The organism is Pseudomonas sp. D1HM (assembly GCF_019266105.1).
Taxonomy (GTDB): Bacteria; Pseudomonadota; Gammaproteobacteria; order Pseudomonadales; family Pseudomonadaceae; genus Aquipseudomonas; species Aquipseudomonas taetrolens.
On the sequence record NZ_LRMN01000014.1, the window covers coordinates 180,882 to 197,683 of the forward strand.

At 59.7% G+C, this 16,802-nt stretch carries 18 protein-coding genes; 8 read left to right on the forward strand and 10 right to left on the reverse strand.

Annotation, left to right across the window (positions count from 1 at the left end; genetic code table 11):
- Positions 1-66: 66 nt before the first annotated feature.
- Complete coding sequence (locus tag AWM69_RS15145; RefSeq protein WP_218727388.1) at positions 67-807, reverse strand: 4'-phosphopantetheinyl transferase; 741 nt, start codon at positions 805-807, stop codon at positions 67-69.
- A 182-nt stretch (positions 808-989) separates the two neighbouring features.
- Here AWM69_RS15145 and AWM69_RS15150 point away from each other — a divergent pair, with 182 nt between their 5' ends.
- From AWM69_RS15150 to AWM69_RS15160, 3 genes are all read left to right on the forward strand, one after another.
- The gene (locus AWM69_RS15150; protein ID WP_131652395.1) at positions 990-1,667 is read left to right on the forward strand and encodes a response regulator; all 678 of its coding nucleotides are present in this window, start codon (positions 990-992) and stop codon (positions 1,665-1,667) included.
- Positions 1,664-3,010: an ATP-binding protein gene (locus AWM69_RS15155; RefSeq protein ID WP_218727390.1), complete on the forward strand. Its 1,347-nt coding sequence runs from the start codon at positions 1,664-1,666 to the stop codon at positions 3,008-3,010. The genes AWM69_RS15150 and AWM69_RS15155 overlap by 4 nt, the downstream gene beginning before the upstream one ends.
- A gap of 295 nt (positions 3,011-3,305) precedes the next feature.
- Positions 3,306-4,640: a dicarboxylate/amino acid:cation symporter gene (locus AWM69_RS15160; RefSeq protein ID WP_131652397.1), complete on the forward strand. Its 1,335-nt coding sequence runs from the start codon at positions 3,306-3,308 to the stop codon at positions 4,638-4,640.
- Between the two features lie 48 nt (positions 4,641-4,688).
- Here the strand turns inward: AWM69_RS15160 and AWM69_RS15165 are convergent, their stop codons facing one another.
- Together AWM69_RS15165 and AWM69_RS15170 are read right to left on the reverse strand one after the other, a co-directional pair.
- The gene (locus tag AWM69_RS15165; RefSeq protein ID WP_048377914.1) at positions 4,689-5,183 is read right to left on the reverse strand and encodes a SprT family zinc-dependent metalloprotease; all 495 of its coding nucleotides are present in this window, start codon (positions 5,181-5,183) and stop codon (positions 4,689-4,691) included.
- A 171-nt stretch (positions 5,184-5,354) separates the two neighbouring features.
- Positions 5,355-5,957: a Yip1 family protein gene (locus tag AWM69_RS15170; RefSeq protein ID WP_131652398.1), complete on the reverse strand. Its 603-nt coding sequence runs from the start codon at positions 5,955-5,957 to the stop codon at positions 5,355-5,357.
- A gap of 270 nt (positions 5,958-6,227) precedes the next feature.
- Between AWM69_RS15170 and ttcA the strand changes: the two genes are divergently transcribed.
- A complete protein-coding gene (gene ttcA / locus AWM69_RS15175; RefSeq protein WP_131652399.1) occupies positions 6,228-7,052 on the forward strand; it encodes a tRNA 2-thiocytidine(32) synthetase TtcA in 825 nt (274 codons plus the stop codon).
- A 56-nt stretch (positions 7,053-7,108) separates the two neighbouring features.
- Positions 7,109-7,780, forward strand: coding sequence for a DNA-3-methyladenine glycosylase I (locus tag AWM69_RS15180; protein ID WP_131652400.1), 672 nt, complete (start codon positions 7,109-7,111; stop codon positions 7,778-7,780).
- On the opposite strand, the gene AWM69_RS15185 is transcribed toward AWM69_RS15180, so the two are convergent.
- Genes AWM69_RS15185 through arsC form a run of 3 tightly spaced genes read right to left on the reverse strand, consistent with a single transcriptional unit; the run spans position 7,774 to position 9,153 of the window.
- Positions 7,774-8,205 carry a DUF2069 domain-containing protein gene (locus AWM69_RS15185; RefSeq protein WP_218727392.1) on the reverse strand — a complete coding sequence of 144 codons (432 nt, stop codon included), beginning with the start codon at positions 8,203-8,205 and terminating at the stop codon, positions 7,774-7,776. The two genes, AWM69_RS15180 and AWM69_RS15185, sit on opposite strands and share 7 nt — an antisense overlap.
- Positions 8,198-8,803 (reverse strand): NAD(P)H:quinone oxidoreductase, encoded by a 606-nt coding sequence (wrbA, locus tag AWM69_RS15190; RefSeq protein ID WP_218727393.1) that lies wholly within the window; start codon positions 8,801-8,803, stop codon positions 8,198-8,200. The genes AWM69_RS15185 and wrbA overlap by 8 nt, the downstream gene beginning before the upstream one ends.
- Positions 8,800-9,153, reverse strand: a complete 354-nt coding sequence (gene arsC / locus AWM69_RS15195) for an arsenate reductase (glutaredoxin) (protein ID WP_131652403.1) — start codon at positions 9,151-9,153, stop codon at positions 8,800-8,802. The genes wrbA and arsC overlap by 4 nt, the downstream gene beginning before the upstream one ends.
- Positions 9,154-9,278: 125 nt before the next feature.
- Here arsC and AWM69_RS15200 point away from each other — a divergent pair, with 125 nt between their 5' ends.
- Complete coding sequence (locus AWM69_RS15200; RefSeq protein ID WP_048378443.1) at positions 9,279-9,740, forward strand: TlpA disulfide reductase family protein; 462 nt, start codon at positions 9,279-9,281, stop codon at positions 9,738-9,740.
- A gap of 48 nt (positions 9,741-9,788) precedes the next feature.
- Here the strand turns inward: AWM69_RS15200 and AWM69_RS15205 are convergent, their stop codons facing one another.
- Genes AWM69_RS15205 through AWM69_RS15220 form a run of 4 tightly spaced genes read right to left on the reverse strand, consistent with a single transcriptional unit; the run spans position 9,789 to position 14,479 of the window.
- Complete coding sequence (locus AWM69_RS15205) at positions 9,789-10,193, reverse strand: META domain-containing protein (RefSeq protein ID WP_218727395.1); 405 nt, start codon at positions 10,191-10,193, stop codon at positions 9,789-9,791.
- The gene (locus tag AWM69_RS15210; protein ID WP_048377906.1) at positions 10,190-10,627 is read right to left on the reverse strand and encodes a hypothetical protein; all 438 of its coding nucleotides are present in this window, start codon (positions 10,625-10,627) and stop codon (positions 10,190-10,192) included. The genes AWM69_RS15205 and AWM69_RS15210 overlap by 4 nt, the downstream gene beginning before the upstream one ends.
- A gap of 53 nt (positions 10,628-10,680) precedes the next feature.
- The gene (locus AWM69_RS15215; RefSeq protein WP_218727396.1) at positions 10,681-11,670 is read right to left on the reverse strand and encodes a 2-hydroxyacid dehydrogenase; all 990 of its coding nucleotides are present in this window, start codon (positions 11,668-11,670) and stop codon (positions 10,681-10,683) included.
- Positions 11,671-11,713: 43 nt separating this feature from the next.
- Entirely contained in the window at positions 11,714-14,479 is a 2,766-nt protein-coding gene (locus tag AWM69_RS15220) for a response regulator (protein WP_218727398.1), read from the reverse strand.
- Between the two features lie 190 nt (positions 14,480-14,669).
- On the opposite strand from AWM69_RS15220, the gene AWM69_RS15225 reads away from it, so the two are divergent.
- Positions 14,670-15,398, forward strand: a complete 729-nt coding sequence (locus AWM69_RS15225; RefSeq protein WP_218727400.1) for a response regulator transcription factor — start codon at positions 14,670-14,672, stop codon at positions 15,396-15,398.
- Entirely contained in the window at positions 15,388-16,758 is a 1,371-nt protein-coding gene (locus tag AWM69_RS15230) for a sensor histidine kinase (RefSeq protein WP_218727401.1), read from the forward strand. The genes AWM69_RS15225 and AWM69_RS15230 overlap by 11 nt, the downstream gene beginning before the upstream one ends.
- The last annotated feature ends 44 nt before the right edge of the window (positions 16,759-16,802 follow it).

A 16,802-nucleotide genomic window follows, 5' to 3' on the forward strand; every position in this document is an offset into this window, starting at 1 on the left:
CGATTAGGGGGTAGGGGGCGCAAACGATAGCACGGCACCGCAGGCGCATCTGCTCAGGAAGTGACTTCAGTCTGCCGCAGATGCAGCCCTGATCGCGACCAGGCTCAGCAACTGCCCTTCGAACAGGCAAAACTGTGCGTCCAGCTCTCGGCCGTGATGCCATTCAGGAGACAGATCGGTCAGCAATCGCAGGCGAACGTGGCCTTGGGGAGTCCAGTTCAGGACTTCGGCATGCTCGAAGTAGAAGCGTTTTTGCACCCGCGGGAACAGGGCTTTGAACAGGCTTTCCTTGACCGAAAAGGTCAAGGTCACCAGCAGCGCGATATCGGCAGCAGGCCCGGCGTTCATGCGCTGCAGTTCGGGGCCGGTGAGGATTTCGCCGGCCAGGCGCTGGGCACGCTCGGTGCTGAGCAGGTTCTCGAGGTCGATGCCCAGTCCTTGCCATTGATCCTTGTGAGCCACCAGGGCGGCAGCACGGCCGTTGCTATGGGTGATGGCCCCGCAGATATGCGCAGGCCACACGGGAGCGCGGTCATCACCGATGCCGGGGGTAGCGCGGGTGCCGTCCAGTTGCAGCAAGGCGGCCCGGGCACAGAGGCGGCCGGCGAGGAATTCCGCCTGGCGTTTGGCGACGGAGCGTTGAATACTCGCAGGCTTGTCAATTGCACTGCGGGCAAAGTCATCTGCAGCGAGGTGGTCCGGGTTGAAACAGGTACTGAGCCACACGCTGCCGGGCAACGCATGGGGCAGCGGCCAGTCGGCGCAAAGTGGCGTGCAGCAGGCAGGCAAGGCGGGGAGAGAATTCATGCCGGGCATTTTGCCGGTTCTGAACCACGCTGGGTAGTAGGCCTGTCATGATTGGCCGGGGTGTTAAAAAGGCGTTCAGAGAGTGTTCAGGGCCAACCGGTTAAGCTGGCTAAGCTGTAGAAGTGCAGGCGCGACAGGGGGCATACGTCCTTCAGGGCGCGGATTTGGCAGGGGAGAGTGTGATGAAACTGCTGGTGGTTGAAGATGAAGCCTTATTGCGCCATCACCTGCAAACCCGTCTACGGGAAAGCGGTCATGTGGTCGAGGCCGTGGCCAATGCGCAAGACGCGCTGTACCAGACCGAACAATTCAACCATGACCTGGCCATGATCGACCTCGGTTTACCGGGGATGGGCGGGCTGGAGCTGATTCGTCAACTGCGCGCACGGGGCAAGACCTTCCCGATCCTGATCCTCACCGCTCGGGGTAACTGGCAGGACAAAGTCGAAGGGCTGGCGGCGGGGGCCGACGATTATGTGGTCAAGCCGTTCCAGTTCGAAGAGCTGGAGGCCCGCCTGAATGCGCTGTTGCGTCGCTCCAGCGGCTTCACCCAATCGACCATCGTGGCCGGCGAGCTGGTACTGGACATCAATCGCAAGCAAGCGGTACTGGAGGGGGAGCCGCTGGCGCTGACCGCTTATGAGTACCGGATACTGGAATACCTGATGCGCCATCATCAGCAAGTGGTGGCCAAGGACCGCCTGATGGAACAGCTGTACACGGATGACGAGGAGCGTGATCCGAATGTGATCGAGGTGCTGGTAGGGCGCCTGCGACGCAAGCTTGAGGGGGCAAACGGCTTTAAGCCAATCGATACGGTACGCGGTTTGGGGTATCTGTTTACTGAGCGCTGCCAATGATCCGTTCGCTTCGCGTTCGGTTGATGCTGGCGGCCACGCTATTGGCCGTGCTGTTTATGCTGGCGCTGTTACCCGCCATGCAGGGGGCCTTTAGTCTGGCCCTCAAGGATGCCATTGAGCAGCGCTTGGCATCTGATGTGACCACCCTGATTTCGGCGGCCAAGGTCGAGAGAGGTCATCTCAAAATGCCGGTCCTGCTGCCGGATGAGCAGTTCGACCTGCCTGACAGTCGTTTGTTGGGCTATATCTATGACCGCGAGGGCCATTTGGTCTGGCGCTCGCGGGCCACGCAAGACAAGCCCATCAGCTATAAACCGCGCTACGACGGACGTGGCAACGAATTTGCGAGCATTCGCGAAAGTGACGGCGAAGAGTTTTTTGTCTACGACGTGGAGGTCAAACTGCTGGGCGGTAAAAGTGCGGCTTTCAGCTTTGTCGCGCTGCAACCCATGCGTGAATACAACATGACCCTCGCCGGGCTTCGCGAGAATCTTTACCTGGGATTTGGCGCCGCCCTGTTCGTATTGCTGGCCCTGCTGTGGATCGGCCTGACCTGGGGCCTGCGTGCACTGCGCCGTTTGAGTCAGGAACTGGACCAGATTGAAACCGGTGCGCGCCAGAGCCTCAGCGAACAGCATCCCCGCGAATTACTGCGCCTGACCGGCTCGCTGAACCGTTTGCTGCAAAGCGAGCGTGAGCAGCGTGCGCGCTATCGTGATTCACTCGACGACCTTGCCCACAGCCTGAAAACACCGCTGGCAGTGTTGCAGGGTGTCAGCGAAAGCATGGCTCAGCGTCCGGCTGAGCGTGAGCAGGCCTGGGTGCTGCAAACCCAGATCGAACGCATGAACCAGCAGATCAGCTATCAGTTGCAACGCGCCAGCCTGCGTAAAAGCGGCTTGGTACGTCATCAGGTGGAGTTGCTGCCGGTTGTGGAAAGCCTGTGCAACACACTGGACAAGGTCTATCGCGACAAACGGGTCAAAGTCAGCTACGACATCCCTCCCCAGAGTTATGTGCCTATCGAGCAAAACGCCTTGCTCGAACTGCTCGGCAATCTGCTCGAAAACGCTTATCGCCTGTGTCTGGGGGAAGTTCGCATCAGCCTGCAGCATCGTCCCCAAGGGATTGACGTCTGCGTCGAAGACGACGGCCCGGGCGTTCCTCCGGACCAGCGGGCCCGGATACTGCGCCGCGGCGAGCGTCTGGATCGCCAGCACCCGGGGCAGGGCATTGGCCTGGCGGTGGTCAATGACATTATCGAAAGCTATGACGCGCAACTGACCCTGGATGATTCACCTCTGGGCGGGGCGGTGTTCCGGATTCACTTTCTGGCGGATTAAAACGCCTTGAGGGGGCGGATATCCGCCATATCATTCCCCTCATTCCACTGAATGGGCGGGAATCCGCCAACATGTCTCTTACAAAAAGCATCTGTAATTTCTTACAAGGTTAGGCGCTACAGGCCATTGAGCAGCATTTGCCCAATGTGGCCCGTGCCTTGCAATAAGTGCGAGAGGTCTGCCACCAGAGCAGCCCGACACAACAAATCCCTCCAAGTACAGGAGGGTTCGCGCTTTAGGTGTCACCGGTCTCAGATGGAATGACGACGCAGTGACGCACTTGAGGAAATTGACAATGACGACTCGTCAGCCACTGTACAAATCCCTGTACGTACAGGTGATCGTAGCGATCGCTTTCGGTATTTTGCTCGGCCATTACTACCCGGAAACCGGGGTTGCCCTTAAACCGTTGGGCGATGGCTTCATCAAACTGATCAAAATGGTCATCGCACCCATCATTTTCTGTACGGTGGTAAGCGGCATCGCCGGTATGCAGAGCATGAAATCGGTTGGCAAGACCGGCGGTTATGCCTTGCTCTACTTTGAAGTCGTATCGACGATCGCGCTGCTGATCGGCCTGATCGTTGTCAACGTGGTTCAGCCGGGTGCCGGCATGCACATTGACGTGACCACGCTCGACGCTTCCAAAGTCGCGGCCTACGTCACTGCCGGTGCCGATCAGAGCATCGTTGGCTTTATCCTCAATGTGATCCCGTCGACCATCGTGGGGGCGTTCGCCAATGGCGACATCCTGCAGGTGCTGATGTTCTCGGTCATGTTCGGCTTCGCCCTGCATCGCCTGGGGGCCTACGGCAAGCCGGTTCTGGACTTCATCGATCGTTTTGCCCATGTGATGTTCAACATCATCAACATGATCATGAAGCTGGCGCCATTGGGTGCCCTGGGCGCCATGGCGTTCACCATCGGTGCTTACGGCGTGGGTTCGCTCGTGCAGTTGGGCCAGTTGATGATCTGCTTCTACATCACGTGCGTGCTGTTCGTGCTGCTGGTGCTGGGCGGTATTGCCCGCGCCCATGGTTTCAGCGTGATCAAGCTGATCCGCTACATCCGTGAAGAGCTGCTGATCGTACTGGGCACCTCCTCCTCGGAGTCTGCGCTGCCACGCATGCTGGTGAAAATGGAGCGTCTGGGCGCGAAGAAGTCGGTGGTGGGGCTGGTGATTCCGACCGGTTACTCATTCAACCTCGACGGCACCTCGATCTACCTGACCATGGCGGCCGTGTTCATCGCACAAGCGACCGATACCCACATGGACATCACGCACCAGATCACGCTGTTGCTGGTGTTGCTGCTGTCTTCCAAAGGTGCTGCAGGCGTGACCGGCAGCGGCTTTATCGTACTGGCGGCGACCCTGTCGGCGGTGGGCCACTTGCCGGTTGCCGGTCTGGCGCTGATCCTGGGTATCGATCGCTTCATGTCTGAAGCCCGTGCCCTGACCAACCTGATAGGTAACGCAGTTGCCACGCTGGTGGTTGCCAAGTGGGTTAAAGAACTGGACGAAGACCAACTGCAAGTGGAGCTGAACTCCGGTGGTCGCCCACTGGAAAATACTGGCCCCCAAGATGATCTGGGTGTAGCCGAAGGCCCGGCTCCTTCGTTGCTGAAGTAAGTTCAGGCACACAAAAAACCCATCTTCGGATGGGTTTTTTTATGCGTGTCATTCGACCCGGGTCAGACCGGTAAACACCAGGGGTTCGCGGCAACGGCGGCACAGATAGCCGCGACCCTGCTTGACCAGGCCGTGGCGCTGGGCCGAGAACGGGAAGTCGCTGTCGGGACAAGGGCAGCGGTAGATGTAGCGGGTGGCGCTGCGACGGTTAATGGCGTAGGTGTGGCAGCGATTGGGTGGCAACTCGTACACGCCGCGCATGATCAGTTGCCATTCCTCGCCATGCGGTGTGATGCGGTCGCCAAACAATTGATGAGCAATCAGGTGGGCGACTTCATGGGCGACGGTTTGCTTGAGGAAGTCGTCGCTGTTTTCGCGGTACAGCTGTGGATTGAAACGCAGCAGGTTTTCGTGCAGATGAGCGACACCGGCTTTTTGTCCGCGCAGTTTCAAGCTGACGACCGGGCGTTTGAAGGGGCGTTTGAAAAAAGCCTCGGCTTGTTGGAAGCAGTCTTCGACGCGGGTATTGAGTTGCTCGGGCATGCGATCAGGTTCTCCAGAGCGGACAATTATGCCGCAAGCGGGAGGGGTTCCGAAGCCTGAAGGTGCTGAGCGGTCATCTGCAGCGCAGAGGGTGTAGCCACTGACGAAGGCTGCGATAAGCGCTGCAGCGCAGGCCATCGCGGTCTGCGGCAGCGTCTGGAAGGGCGTTTTTCAGTTGGTGTAGATCGGGCCTACCCCCAGGCCCCAGACAATCACGGTAAACGCCATGATCGCCACCAGTACCACAAGGCCTACCGCAAGCACCGAACTTGAAAAGAGAAAGCCTTCGTCCGGATCAATGCTCATGAACGTGGGGAGGCCGACGTACAGCAAATACACCGTGTAGCAAATGGCTGCCGTGCCCACCACCATGCCCAGCCACATATGCGGGTAGAGCGCCGCCAATCCGCCGATAAAAAGCGGTGTAGCGGTATAAGTGGCGAAAGCCACACAGCGGGACATGCTCGGCTGGGCATCATAGGTCCGCGCCATCCAGTGGATGAACGCGCCCATCACACCGACCCCCACCAGCATTGCCACATAAGACATCAGGGTCATCCACAACGCGCTCTCCATCGTCAGCATCACCGGCGCTCGATTGCCAATCACCCACCCGACCTGGGTGGTGCCAATAAACGCCGAAAGGGCCGGAATCGCGGCCAGGACCAATGTGTGAGTCAGGTACATATGGCTGATGCTTTCTTCGGCATCGCCACGGATCTCGCGCCACTCTTGATCGGGGTGGGTGAAAAGTCCCACAACGTGATGGATCATGGCTGTTGCTCCTGTAATGGACGCATCGCCCCCCAGTGGGACGCGTGCAGGTCGCGCAGCCAGAATCAATAAGCAGCCAGATGGATGTGCGGCCTTTATCGCAGTATAGGAAGCCTTGCGTGCCAGGTACTTGCTGCTTTAGAGCATCTTCTGCTGATGGACGCAGGTTTAATCGCGTTGGCGTCTTTAGCCGGGCCAAGGGCTTCGTCGAGCAAGCATTTTTCGGTAAAATCGCCAGCTTTTGGTTTTGACTCACGGATTTGAAGCGTTATGGGCACTCTCTCGGTCTCTCAAATTAAACTCCAGAAACGCCTGCGCCGACTGACCGGTGAGGCTGTAGCCGACTTCAACATGATTGAGCACGGCGACAAGGTGATGGTCTGCCTGTCGGGTGGCAAGGACAGCTACACGTTGCTGGACGTGTTGCTGCATCTGCAAAAGGTTGCGCCGATCCAGTTCGAGATCGTTGCCGTGAACATGGACCAGAAGCAGCCGGGCTTCCCTGAAGATATCTTGCCGGCCTATCTCAAGGGGCTGGGCGTCGAGTATCACATCGTTGAAAAAGACACCTACTCGGTGGTCAAGGAACTGATCCCGGAAGGCAAGACCACTTGCTCGCTGTGTTCACGGTTGCGCCGTGGCACGCTGTACACCTTTGCCGACGAGATCGGGGCGACCAAGATGGCTTTGGGGCATCATCGCGATGACATTGTTGAAACTTTCTTTCTCAACATGTTCTTCAACGGCACGCTCAAGGCCATGCCGCCCAAACTGCGTTCCGATGACGGGCGCAATGTGGTGATCCGGCCGCTGGCGTACTGCAACGAAAAGGACATCCAGGCGTATTCCGATCTGCAGCAGTTCCCGATCATTCCCTGCAACCTGTGCGGTTCACAAGAGAACCTGCAGCGTCAGGTGGTCAAGGACATGCTTCAGGAGTGGGACCGCAAGACGCCAGGGCGCACAGAGAGTATCTTTCGCAGCCTGCAGAATGTTCACCCGTCACAGTTGGCGGACCGCAACCTGTTTGACTTTTCCAGCCTGAAAATCGATGAAAGCGCGACACCGCGTTTCGTCAATCTGCTGAACCTCTAGGCCTGTCGAGGGCTCTGAACCCGCAAGTAACATTATGTTTGCCAAGAGGAGAGGGCATGCGCGACTACAAATGGCTGCACGAATATTGTTTGAACCGCTTTGGTTCGGCAGCCGCGCTGGAAGCTGAGCTGCCGGTGCCGCGAACGCCTGCGCAATTGCGCAAGATCAGCGACGATCGCTATCTGTCGACGTTGGCCTTGCGGGTCTTTCGTGCCGGGCTCAAACACAGCGTGGTGGACGCCAAGTGGCCGGTATTTGAAGAGGTGTTTTTCGGCTTCGACCCGGAGAAAGTGGTGCTGATGGGCGCCGAACACCTTGAGCGGCTGATGCAGGATGCGCGGATCATCCGCCATCTGGGCAAGCTCAAGAGCGTTCCGCGCAATGCGCAACTGGTGCTCGACATCGCTCACGAACACGGCAGTTTCGGGGCATTCATCGCGGATTGGCCGGTCACCGATATTGTCGGGCTGTGGAAGTACCTGGCCAAACACGGTCATCAGTTGGGCGGCCTGTCGGCCCCGCGCTTTTTGCGCATGGTCGGCAAGGACACTTTTGTGCCGAGCTATGACGTGGTCGCGGCATTGAATGCGCAGCAACTGGTGGACAAGGTGCCCACCAGCCTGCGGGATTTGGCGATTGTGCAAAACGCTTTCAATCAATGGCACGCCGAGAGCGGACGGCCGATGTGCCAGTTGTCACAGATGCTGGCGTTTACCGTCAATCACTGAGCGGACGCCCCCGACGTCCCTTCGCCCGCCAACCGCCGATCCAGCTGGTAACGCCAGCGCACGAACAACATGGCGCTGATGAACACGGCCACGCTGGCTGCGATTTCCAGCATGCCAAACAGCTGGCGGTTGGGGTCAAAGGCGGCCAGGGCGCCCTTGAGCAAATACAGATTGACCACGTAGCAGGTGAACGAGTGTCCGCGGGGGCTGCCTTTGAGCATCCCCGGCACCAGCAACATCAGAGGCACCAGTTCAATCAGCAGGATCACCCAGGGACGTGCGCCGTGCAGGTCGGCAAACCCCAGGTAATACACGCACAGCAAGCCGATCAGGCCGAAGAAGCACACCAGGCTCAGCATGCGCATCAGCCGCACCCGTGGCTCCAGCCATTCGACGGACGGCAGCACCTTCGGCTTTTTAGCCACGGGTGTTCTCCAGTTTCAGGGCGATGCTGGCCAGGCGCTGACCGAGGGCCCGGCAGAGGCTGACTTCATGCTCGTCCAGCCCGCGTTTGCCGTCGGCACCGGCGTGATGGCTAGGGCCATAGGGCGTGCCACCCGCGGTGGTGTGCAGCAGGGCTGACTCGCTGTAGGGCAGGCCGGTGATCAGCATGCCGTGATGCAGCAACGGCAGCAGCATCGACAGCAAGGTGCTCTCCTGGCCGCCATGCAGGCTGGCAGTGGAGGTGAACACGCCGGCGGGCTTGCCGACCAGTGCACCGGTCAGCCACAGGTTGCTGGTGCCATCCAGGAAGTACTTGAGCGGCGCCGCCATGTTGCCAAAACGGGTCGGGCTGCCCAGGGCGAGGCCCGAGCAGTTCTTCAGGTCATCAAGGCTGGCGTACATCGCACCTTCGGCCGGAATGGCCGGGGCCACGGCTTCGCATTCGGTCGAGATAGCGGGCACGGTGCGCAGGCGGGCTTCAAGGCCGCCCTGTTCGATGCCGCGAGCGATTTGACGGGCCATTTCACTGGTCGAACCATTGCGGCTGTAATACAGCACCAGAACGTAGGGTGTGCTCACGGCAGGATCTCCAGGATTTTTTCCGGCGGCCGGCCGATGACGGCTTTGTCGCCCGCCACCAGAATCGGGCGCTCAATCAGCTTGGGATGCGCGGCCATGGCCTCGATCAGTTGGCTGTCGCTGAGGGTGCTGTCGGCCAGGTTCAGGGCTTTGTACTCGTCTTCGCCGGTACGCAGCAGCTGACGGGCGCTGATGTTCAGCTGGCCCAGCAGGGTTTTCAGTTGCGCGGTATTCAGCGGAGTGTCGAGGTAACGCACCACGGTGGGCGTCAGGCCTCGGGCTTCGAGGAGTTCAAGTGCGCCGCGCGATTTCGAGCAGCGCGGGTTGTGATAAAGCGTCAGATCGGTCATGTGCGGGTCGCATCTTGCGTAAGGTGGCGGCTATTCTACCTGCCTGACGGGCGCGCCTGAACCCAATGCGGTAAATGGCCGCCGTCCAATGGTTTTTGTATGCATTCATCGAGAAGGATCAACACATGTTTAAGCGACTCATGGCGCTGGCTGCCATCACTGCCACGTTATTGCTGACCGGTTGCGGGAATGACTACGGGGTCGACCAGCACGGCCAGAAGATCGCTTCCGAGCGTCTGGACAAACAGTGGAAAGTCATCAACTACTGGGCTGAATGGTGCGGACCGTGCCGGATTGAGATTCCGGAACTCAATGCGCTGGATAAACAACTCCAGGGGCAATCGGTCGAGGTGTTCGGGGTGAACTTCGATGGTCTGCAGGGCAAGGAGTTGAGTGACGCCAGTACGGCCCTGGGGATTACCTTCACCGTATTGGCCCAGGACCCGGCCGAGCAATTCGAGTTGCCGCGCAGTGAAGCATTGCCGGTGACCTACATCATCGACGACAAAGGCAAGGTACGGGCACAGATGCTCGGCGAGCAGACCGCCGCAGGGGTATTGGCCAAACTTAAGGAATTGCGCGGTTAAGAACGTGTGTCTTGCAGGAGCGAGCACGCCCGCTCCTGCAAAAGGGTGTCAGCCCTCTTCAGGCCACAACCGCAGGGGTTTGCCTTGAGCAGGCCAGAAGCGCACTTGTTCGATCGGGGAGATGTCCCAGCGTTCGACGGTTTGCAGCGCTTCGAAGAACCGTTGCTCTTGCTCCATCAACGCCGGGGCGCAGGCTTTGCGAGTGCTGCCCACACCGCCGAAGGTCAGGGTGTGGCCGTTAAGGGTGTAGGGTGCGAACCAATGGTTGCAACCGCCACTGCCATACGCCCGCCCGGCATCGTCCAGGGTGACGGTCAAATGACTGTTGTCGATCAACGGTCGTTCACCGATCCACTCCAGTACATAGGTGTGGTTCTGCTGCAATTTCACCGGATCACCTGCACAGCCCACCAGGCTTGCGCCCAGTAATGCCATGAGGGTCAGGCGTTTCATTGCGCGGCCTTCTGGCATTGCGGGCACTGGTGCTTGCTGCCTTCGGTGCTCCAGCCCAACTCGGCAATACGCGCGCTGGCCGCAGGTTTTTGCGCCTTGGTGCCCAGCTTGGCGTCGACAGCGAACTCGAATTTCAGTTCTTTGGCACAGCTATCGCAGTTGACCTGCCATTCATGAATCGCCAACTCACCGAAAACCGGTCCCCGGGCCACGGCAACCCACTGGCCGCGCGGGTTGATCAGATGACGAACCTTTTCGACGGTCAGGCGCATGGACAAGTCCTTGCTGCCCTTGAGGGTGACAATCAGCACATCGTCGTTCTGAATCGAACCACCATTGCCGGTGACTTGATAGCGGCCCGGCATCAGGGCGCGGCATTCAATCAGGGTGTGCTGCGGGTTGAGCAGGCTGTAGCGGAAATCGTGTTCGACCATGGGTCCTCCAAATAGGCCGCTATGCTAGCACGCAGCCCACCAGGCTTGAGTGATCAACCGTCGATCAGGTTATGCGGCGTGCCGTTTTTCCAGGCCGCGATATTGTCCAGCGTGGTGCTGGCAATGGCGTTCAGCGCCTCATGGGTGAGGAACGCCTGATGCGCAGTGATAATGACATTGGGAAACGTCAGTAAACGTGCCAGCACATCATCCTGCAGGGGCAGATCCGAGCGATCCTCGAAGAACAGCTGCGCTTCCTCTTCGTACACATCCAGCCCCAGATACCCCAACTGACCATTTTTAAGCGCGTCGATCAGTGCCGGTGTGTCTACCAGGGCGCCGCGCCCGGTATTGATCAGCATGGCGCCGCGTTTGAGGGTCGCCAGGCTGGCGCTGTTGATCAGGTGCTTGTTGTGGGCGGTCAGCGGGCAATGCAGGCTGATGATATGCGAGCCTGCCAGCAGCTCGGGCAGGTCGACATACTGCGCGCCCAAGGCTTGAAGTTCAGGATTCGGGTACGGATCGAAACACAGCAGTTTGCAACCGAAGCCGGCCATGATCTTGGCAAAGGTTGAACCAATCTGGCCCGTGCCTACCACCCCGACGGTTTTGCCGACCAGATCAAAGCCGGTCAGCCCGTGCAGGGTGAAGTCGCCTTCGCGGGTGCGGTTATAGGCCCTGTGCAAGCGCCGGTTCAGGGCAAGAATCAAGGCCACGGCATGTTCGGCCACGGCATGGGGAGAGTACGCGGGCACGCGTACGACGCTTAAGCCCAACTGCCTGGCGGCTGGCAAATCAACGTGGTTGTAGCCGGCCGAGCGCAGGGCAATCAGGCGCGTGCCGCCGGCGGCCAGTTGCTCCAGCACGGGGGCGCTCAGATCGTCATTGATAAACGGGCAGACCACTTCGTGACCGTGAGCCAGGGCGGCCGTGTCGAGGCTCAGCCGTGCCGGCTGAAAGTGCAGCTCAATACCGTCGTTTTGCAGGGCCGCGGTGAAGCTGTCGCGGTCATAAGCCTGGCTGCTGAACAGAATAGTGCGCATGGGTTCTTCCTTGGGTGATGGCGACAGCGACTGCATAAAATGACTAGGCCATGCTGCGCGCCTCGTTGGCCAGGCGAAAGATGGCCTGGTCCAGCTCGTCGAGAGCTTCGCTGGCTTGGGGGCTTTGTTGCTTGAGCAGGGTTTCGCTGCGTTGGCAGGCTGCGCGCAGTTGCGGTACGCCACAGTAGCGTGTTGCACCGTGCAAACGATGTACGCGCTCTATCAGCGCGTGATGGTCATTGTCATTACGGGCTTGCAGGATCGCCTGGCGATCAGCGTCCAGTGAGGCCAGCAGCATGGCCAGCATATCGACCGCCAGATCGGCTTTGCCGGCGGCCAGGTGCAGGCCTTCATCATGATCGAGTATTGGCAGTCTGGCGTGCTGGCGAGCCGGCTCCGGGTGGGCTTCGCTGATCTGGTTGCGCAAAGCCAGCCCGGTCCACTTCAACACCACTTGGGCCAACTGCCGTTCGCTGATGGGTTTGGTCAGATAGTCATCCATGCCGCTTTGTAGCAGGGCACGCTTTTCATTGGCCATAGCGTGGGCGGTCAACGCGACAATGGGCAAGGGTGCGCAAGCGCGGCCACTTTCCCATTGGCGCAGGGCTTCGGTGGTTTGACGGCCGTCCATGCCGGGCATTTGTACATCCATCAGCACCAGGTCGAAGGTTACGGTCTTGACCGCGTCAATGGCTGTATAGCCGCTGTCGACCGCCGTGACCTTGGCGCCCATGTCCTCGAGCAGGGTTTGTACCAGCAACAGGTTGGCCGGGTTGTCATCCACGCACAGAATCCGCGGTGCTCGACTGGCCAGCAACTCGCCAGGCTCGGGGCGAACCTGTCGCGGGTTGATAAAGTCGGTCAGTGCCCGGCGTAACATGCGAGTACAGGCCGGTTTGGCCTGGAGCTGGCTATGGGGGTTGGGAACCGAGGTGTTGAACAGTGCCAGTTCGGTGGTCGGGCACAGCACCAGGACCTTGCAACCCAGGCGCTCGAGATCCCAGATATGCTGGTTGAGGCGTTCCGGGGGAGTATCCAGGGCGGTGACACCGAGCACGGCAAGGTCTATGGCCTGAGGTGTCTGGTGGGTGCTGGTCACGCAGTTGGTGAGATTTTCGAGGGTGGTGAAGGGGGTGACGTCCAGCCCGCAGTCTTCAAGTTGATGCTGCAAGGCCTGGCGGGCAAGGTCGTGCTTTTCCAGAATAACCACGCGCCGGTCCAGCAACGGCGCAGCAGGCAAGTCTTCGGCGTCATCGTGCGCTTTGGGCAGGCTGACGCTGATCCAGAAAACCGAGCCTTCGCCGGGGGTGCTCTCGACGCCGATTTCGCCGCCCATTTGCTCGATCAGGCGCTTGGAGATCACCAGGCCCAGCCCGGTACCGCCGGGCTGGCGCGACAATGAGTTGTCGGCCTGGCTGAACGCCTGGAACAGTGCCCTGACATCCTGGCTGGTCAGGCCGATGCCGGTGTCCTGAACGCTGATGCGCAACTGCACACAGCCATCGACCTTGTTTTCATCCTCGTCATCGAGCATGGCCCGCACGGCGATGGTGCCTTCGCGGGTGAACTTGATGGCATTGTTGACCAAATTGGTCAGGATCTGTTTAAGCCGCAGCGGGTCGCCGACCAGTGACAGCGGGGTATCGCGATAGACCAGGCTGACCAGTTCCAGTCCTTTGTCATGGGCGGAGGGCGCCAGAATGGTCAGGGTGTCCTGCAACAGGTCGCGCAGGTTGAAAGGCGTGCTGTCGAGTACCAGTTTGCCGGCCTCGATCTTCGAAAAGTCGAGAATTTCGTTGATGATCCCGAGCAGGTTGCCTGCCGATTTTTCGATGGTATTCAGGTAATCGAACTGGCGTGGCGTGAGCTCGCTTTTTTGCAGCAAATGAGTAAAGCCGAGAATGCCATTGAGCGGGGTGCGGATTTCGTGGCTCATGTTGGCCAAAAACTCTGACTTTATGCGGCTGGCCTCCAGGGCTTCCTTGCGCGCCAGATCGAGTTCCAGGTTCTGGATTTCGATGGTTTCGAGGTTTTGCCGTACGTCTTCGGTGGCCTGGTCGACGCTGTGCTGCAGTTCTTCCTGGGCATTTTGCAAGGTTTCAGCCATGCGATTGATGCCGGAGGCCAGCTCGTCCAGTTCATGGCTGCCCAGAGGCGGCAGGCGAGTTTGCAAATGCCCGTCCTTGAGCTGGGCCACGGCTTGCTTGATGTGCCCCAGAGGGGCATTGATCGTGCGGCTCAACCGCAAGGCCAGCAAGGTGGTCAAGATCAGCCCGGTGACAATCAGCAGCAAGCTGGCGAACAAGCTGCGGTAACCGCGCAACAACATGCTGTTATGGGACAGCTCAAGCTCGACCCAGCCCAGCAGGCGGTGGGCTTCGCTGGGAATGATGTCGCCGGCCAGATTGCGATGACGACCAAACACGGGCAGCAAGTAGCGCGTGGCATCGTTATCGGTCCGTTGCAGCAGGTGTGTGCTGTTACCCGAGGGCGCCTGATTGAGCATGATCGGCCCGGCATGAGCGAGGGGCTCGTGATTGGCGTCAAGGAACGCCACGGCCCGCACGTCTCGCTGCTCAAGTGACTCTGTGGCGATGCGTTCCAGCAAGGCGCTGTCATGACGGCCCATCGCGGGGGCTACCAGCGGCGCCAGCTGTTCGGCAATCATTTCGCCGCGCTGCAACAGCTGCGATTGCAGCTCGGACTGTTGCAGCCACGTGAAGTAGCCGCCCAGCACCATTGCCATCAAGGTCACGGGCAACAGCGTCAGCAGCAATACGCGGCCTTTGATACCCAGATTTTTAAGCACGCCACTCTCCAGCCCAGCTTTTTATGAGTCTACGAGTGTTCAGACCCGAATCAGCTCGCAGTGTAGCCACTTGAGGCAGGGCAAATCTTTCAAAATTTGTCATCCCGTCTGGCAGAGCCCCCGTCATGCCGGTTGCTCCCCCCGTCCCAATCTTTAATAATCGACGATTGAGAATGACTTGCAGACGCTAATGAATCCCGTAACTGTTAGCCCATCGCGGCTTTTGGCCATTGAAGACGATCCTGTATTGGGCGCTTACCTGCAAGAGCAGTTGCTGCGCTGCGGGTTTGACGTCATTTGGTGCCAGAACGGTCAGGAGGGGTTGTCGCGTGCTCGCACAGAGCCGTTCGATGTGGTGCTGATGGATATTCTGCTGCCCGGCATGAACGGCCTGCATGTGCTCACTCAACTGCGTCAGACCCACGCATTGCCGGTCATCCTGATGTCGGCACTGGGCGCAGAAGAAGATCGCATCAGCGGTTTTCATCTGGGTGCCGATGACTATTTGACCAAACCCTTCAGCGTGGCCGAATTGCGGGTGCGGATTCAGGCGATTTTGCGTCGCGTCGCCCTGGATCGCCTGCCGCCGGTCAGCATCGCCGGGGATCAGGCGTCAGCCGGGATCGAGCTGTTGTTCGATGATGAGCGCTCGGATGTGTGCTTTGGCCCGCTCTGGGCCGGCCTGACCCGCAGCGAGTACCGCCTGCTGGACACGTTGAGGCGCAACGCCGACGAAGTGCTGAGCAAGCCGTTTCTTTATCAGCATGTCTTGCAGCGCGGCTATGCGGCCCACGACCGTAGCCTGGACATGCATGTCAGCCAGATCCGGCGCAAACTCAAGGCGATCGATTACCAGGCCTGCGAAGTGCGCACGGTGTGGGGCAAGGGTTACGTCTTGAGTGCCAGCGATGCGCTATAAGCTGCCCGGTAAATCCTCCGTCTTCTGGAAGCTGGCGTGTTTGCTGGTGGCCTTTTGTTTGCTGATGATCTGGCTGAGCTGGTCCTGGGGCCGCTACATGGACAAGCGCACCGCCTATCTGTCTGAACAGGCCCGCAGCACACTGCTCAACTACGCCGCTGAGGCCGAGCACGCCTGGGCGACCGGGCAGCAGGCCGGAGTGGATCGCTGGCTGCAGGCAATGGGGCGCAAGGAGTCAGGTTGGATAGGGGTCATCGGTCAGGACCTGCAAGCATTGAGCAGCTACCCGCTCAATGACGCCGAAAGCCAGCGCCTGACTTTTCTGCGCGGCCTGGACTGGCCTATCAGCCACCTCAAAACGGCACGGCCGTGGATCAAGGTGCCGTTTCCCAAGGGCCTGTCAGCCGGCTATCTGGTGATTGAGTTGCCCCAGCGCTACATGCCGGGTCGTTCGCAGATGGTATGGCGGGTCATTACCAACGGCCTCATCCCCGGCCTGTTCACATTGCTGTTGTGCGTGGGGTTGTACCGCCTGCTGATCGTGCCGCTGAATCATTTGCGCGAACAGGCCAATGCATGGCGGGCCGACCAGTTGGGGGTTCGCCTGTCGAGCCTGACCACCAGCCGCCAGGACGAACTCGGTGAGCTGGGGCGCGCCTTCGATCAGATGTCCGAGCGTCTGCAAAGCACGATCTCCCTGCAGCAGCAAATGTTGCGCGACTTGTCTCACGAACTGCGCACCCCCTTGAGTCGTCTGCGCGTGGCCTGCGACAGCGAGCAGAGTGTCGAGGCCTTGCGGGAACGCTTGAGCCGGGAAGTCGACGGCATGCAGCGGCTGGTTGAAGACACCTTGCAGCTGGCATGGCTGGACACCGAACGCGGGGCCTTGCCACGGGAAGACATACAGATTCAGGCGTTGTGGGAGATGCTCACTGAAAATGCCCGTTTTGAAAGCGGCTGGCCTGAAGCGCGCTTGCCGTGTTTTGTGGGGGCCGATTGCTGGGTACAGGGGCACCTCAATAGCCTCGCACAGGCGCTGGAAAACATTTTGCGCAACGCCATTCGTCACTCGCCGCCCGATGGCATTGTCAGTATCGGTGGGCAGCGCGAAGGCGACGAATGGCATTTGTGGCTCGAAGATCAGGGCGGTGGTGTGGCCCCTGAAGCACTCGAACGGATCTTCGCCCCGTTTACCCGGCTGGACGGCTCTCGCCCCGGCGATGGGGGCTTCGGCCTGGGCCTGAGCATTGCCCGCAATGCGCTGCGATTGCAGGGGGGCAGGCTATGGGCACAAAACACTGCGCAAGGGTTGAAGGTGCATCTGTGCCTGCCCGCCAGACAAGCCGCTGCCGGGGGGTGAGCAAGGGCCTTATACCCTTTAGCCATAAGCTTCGTACTTTGCGT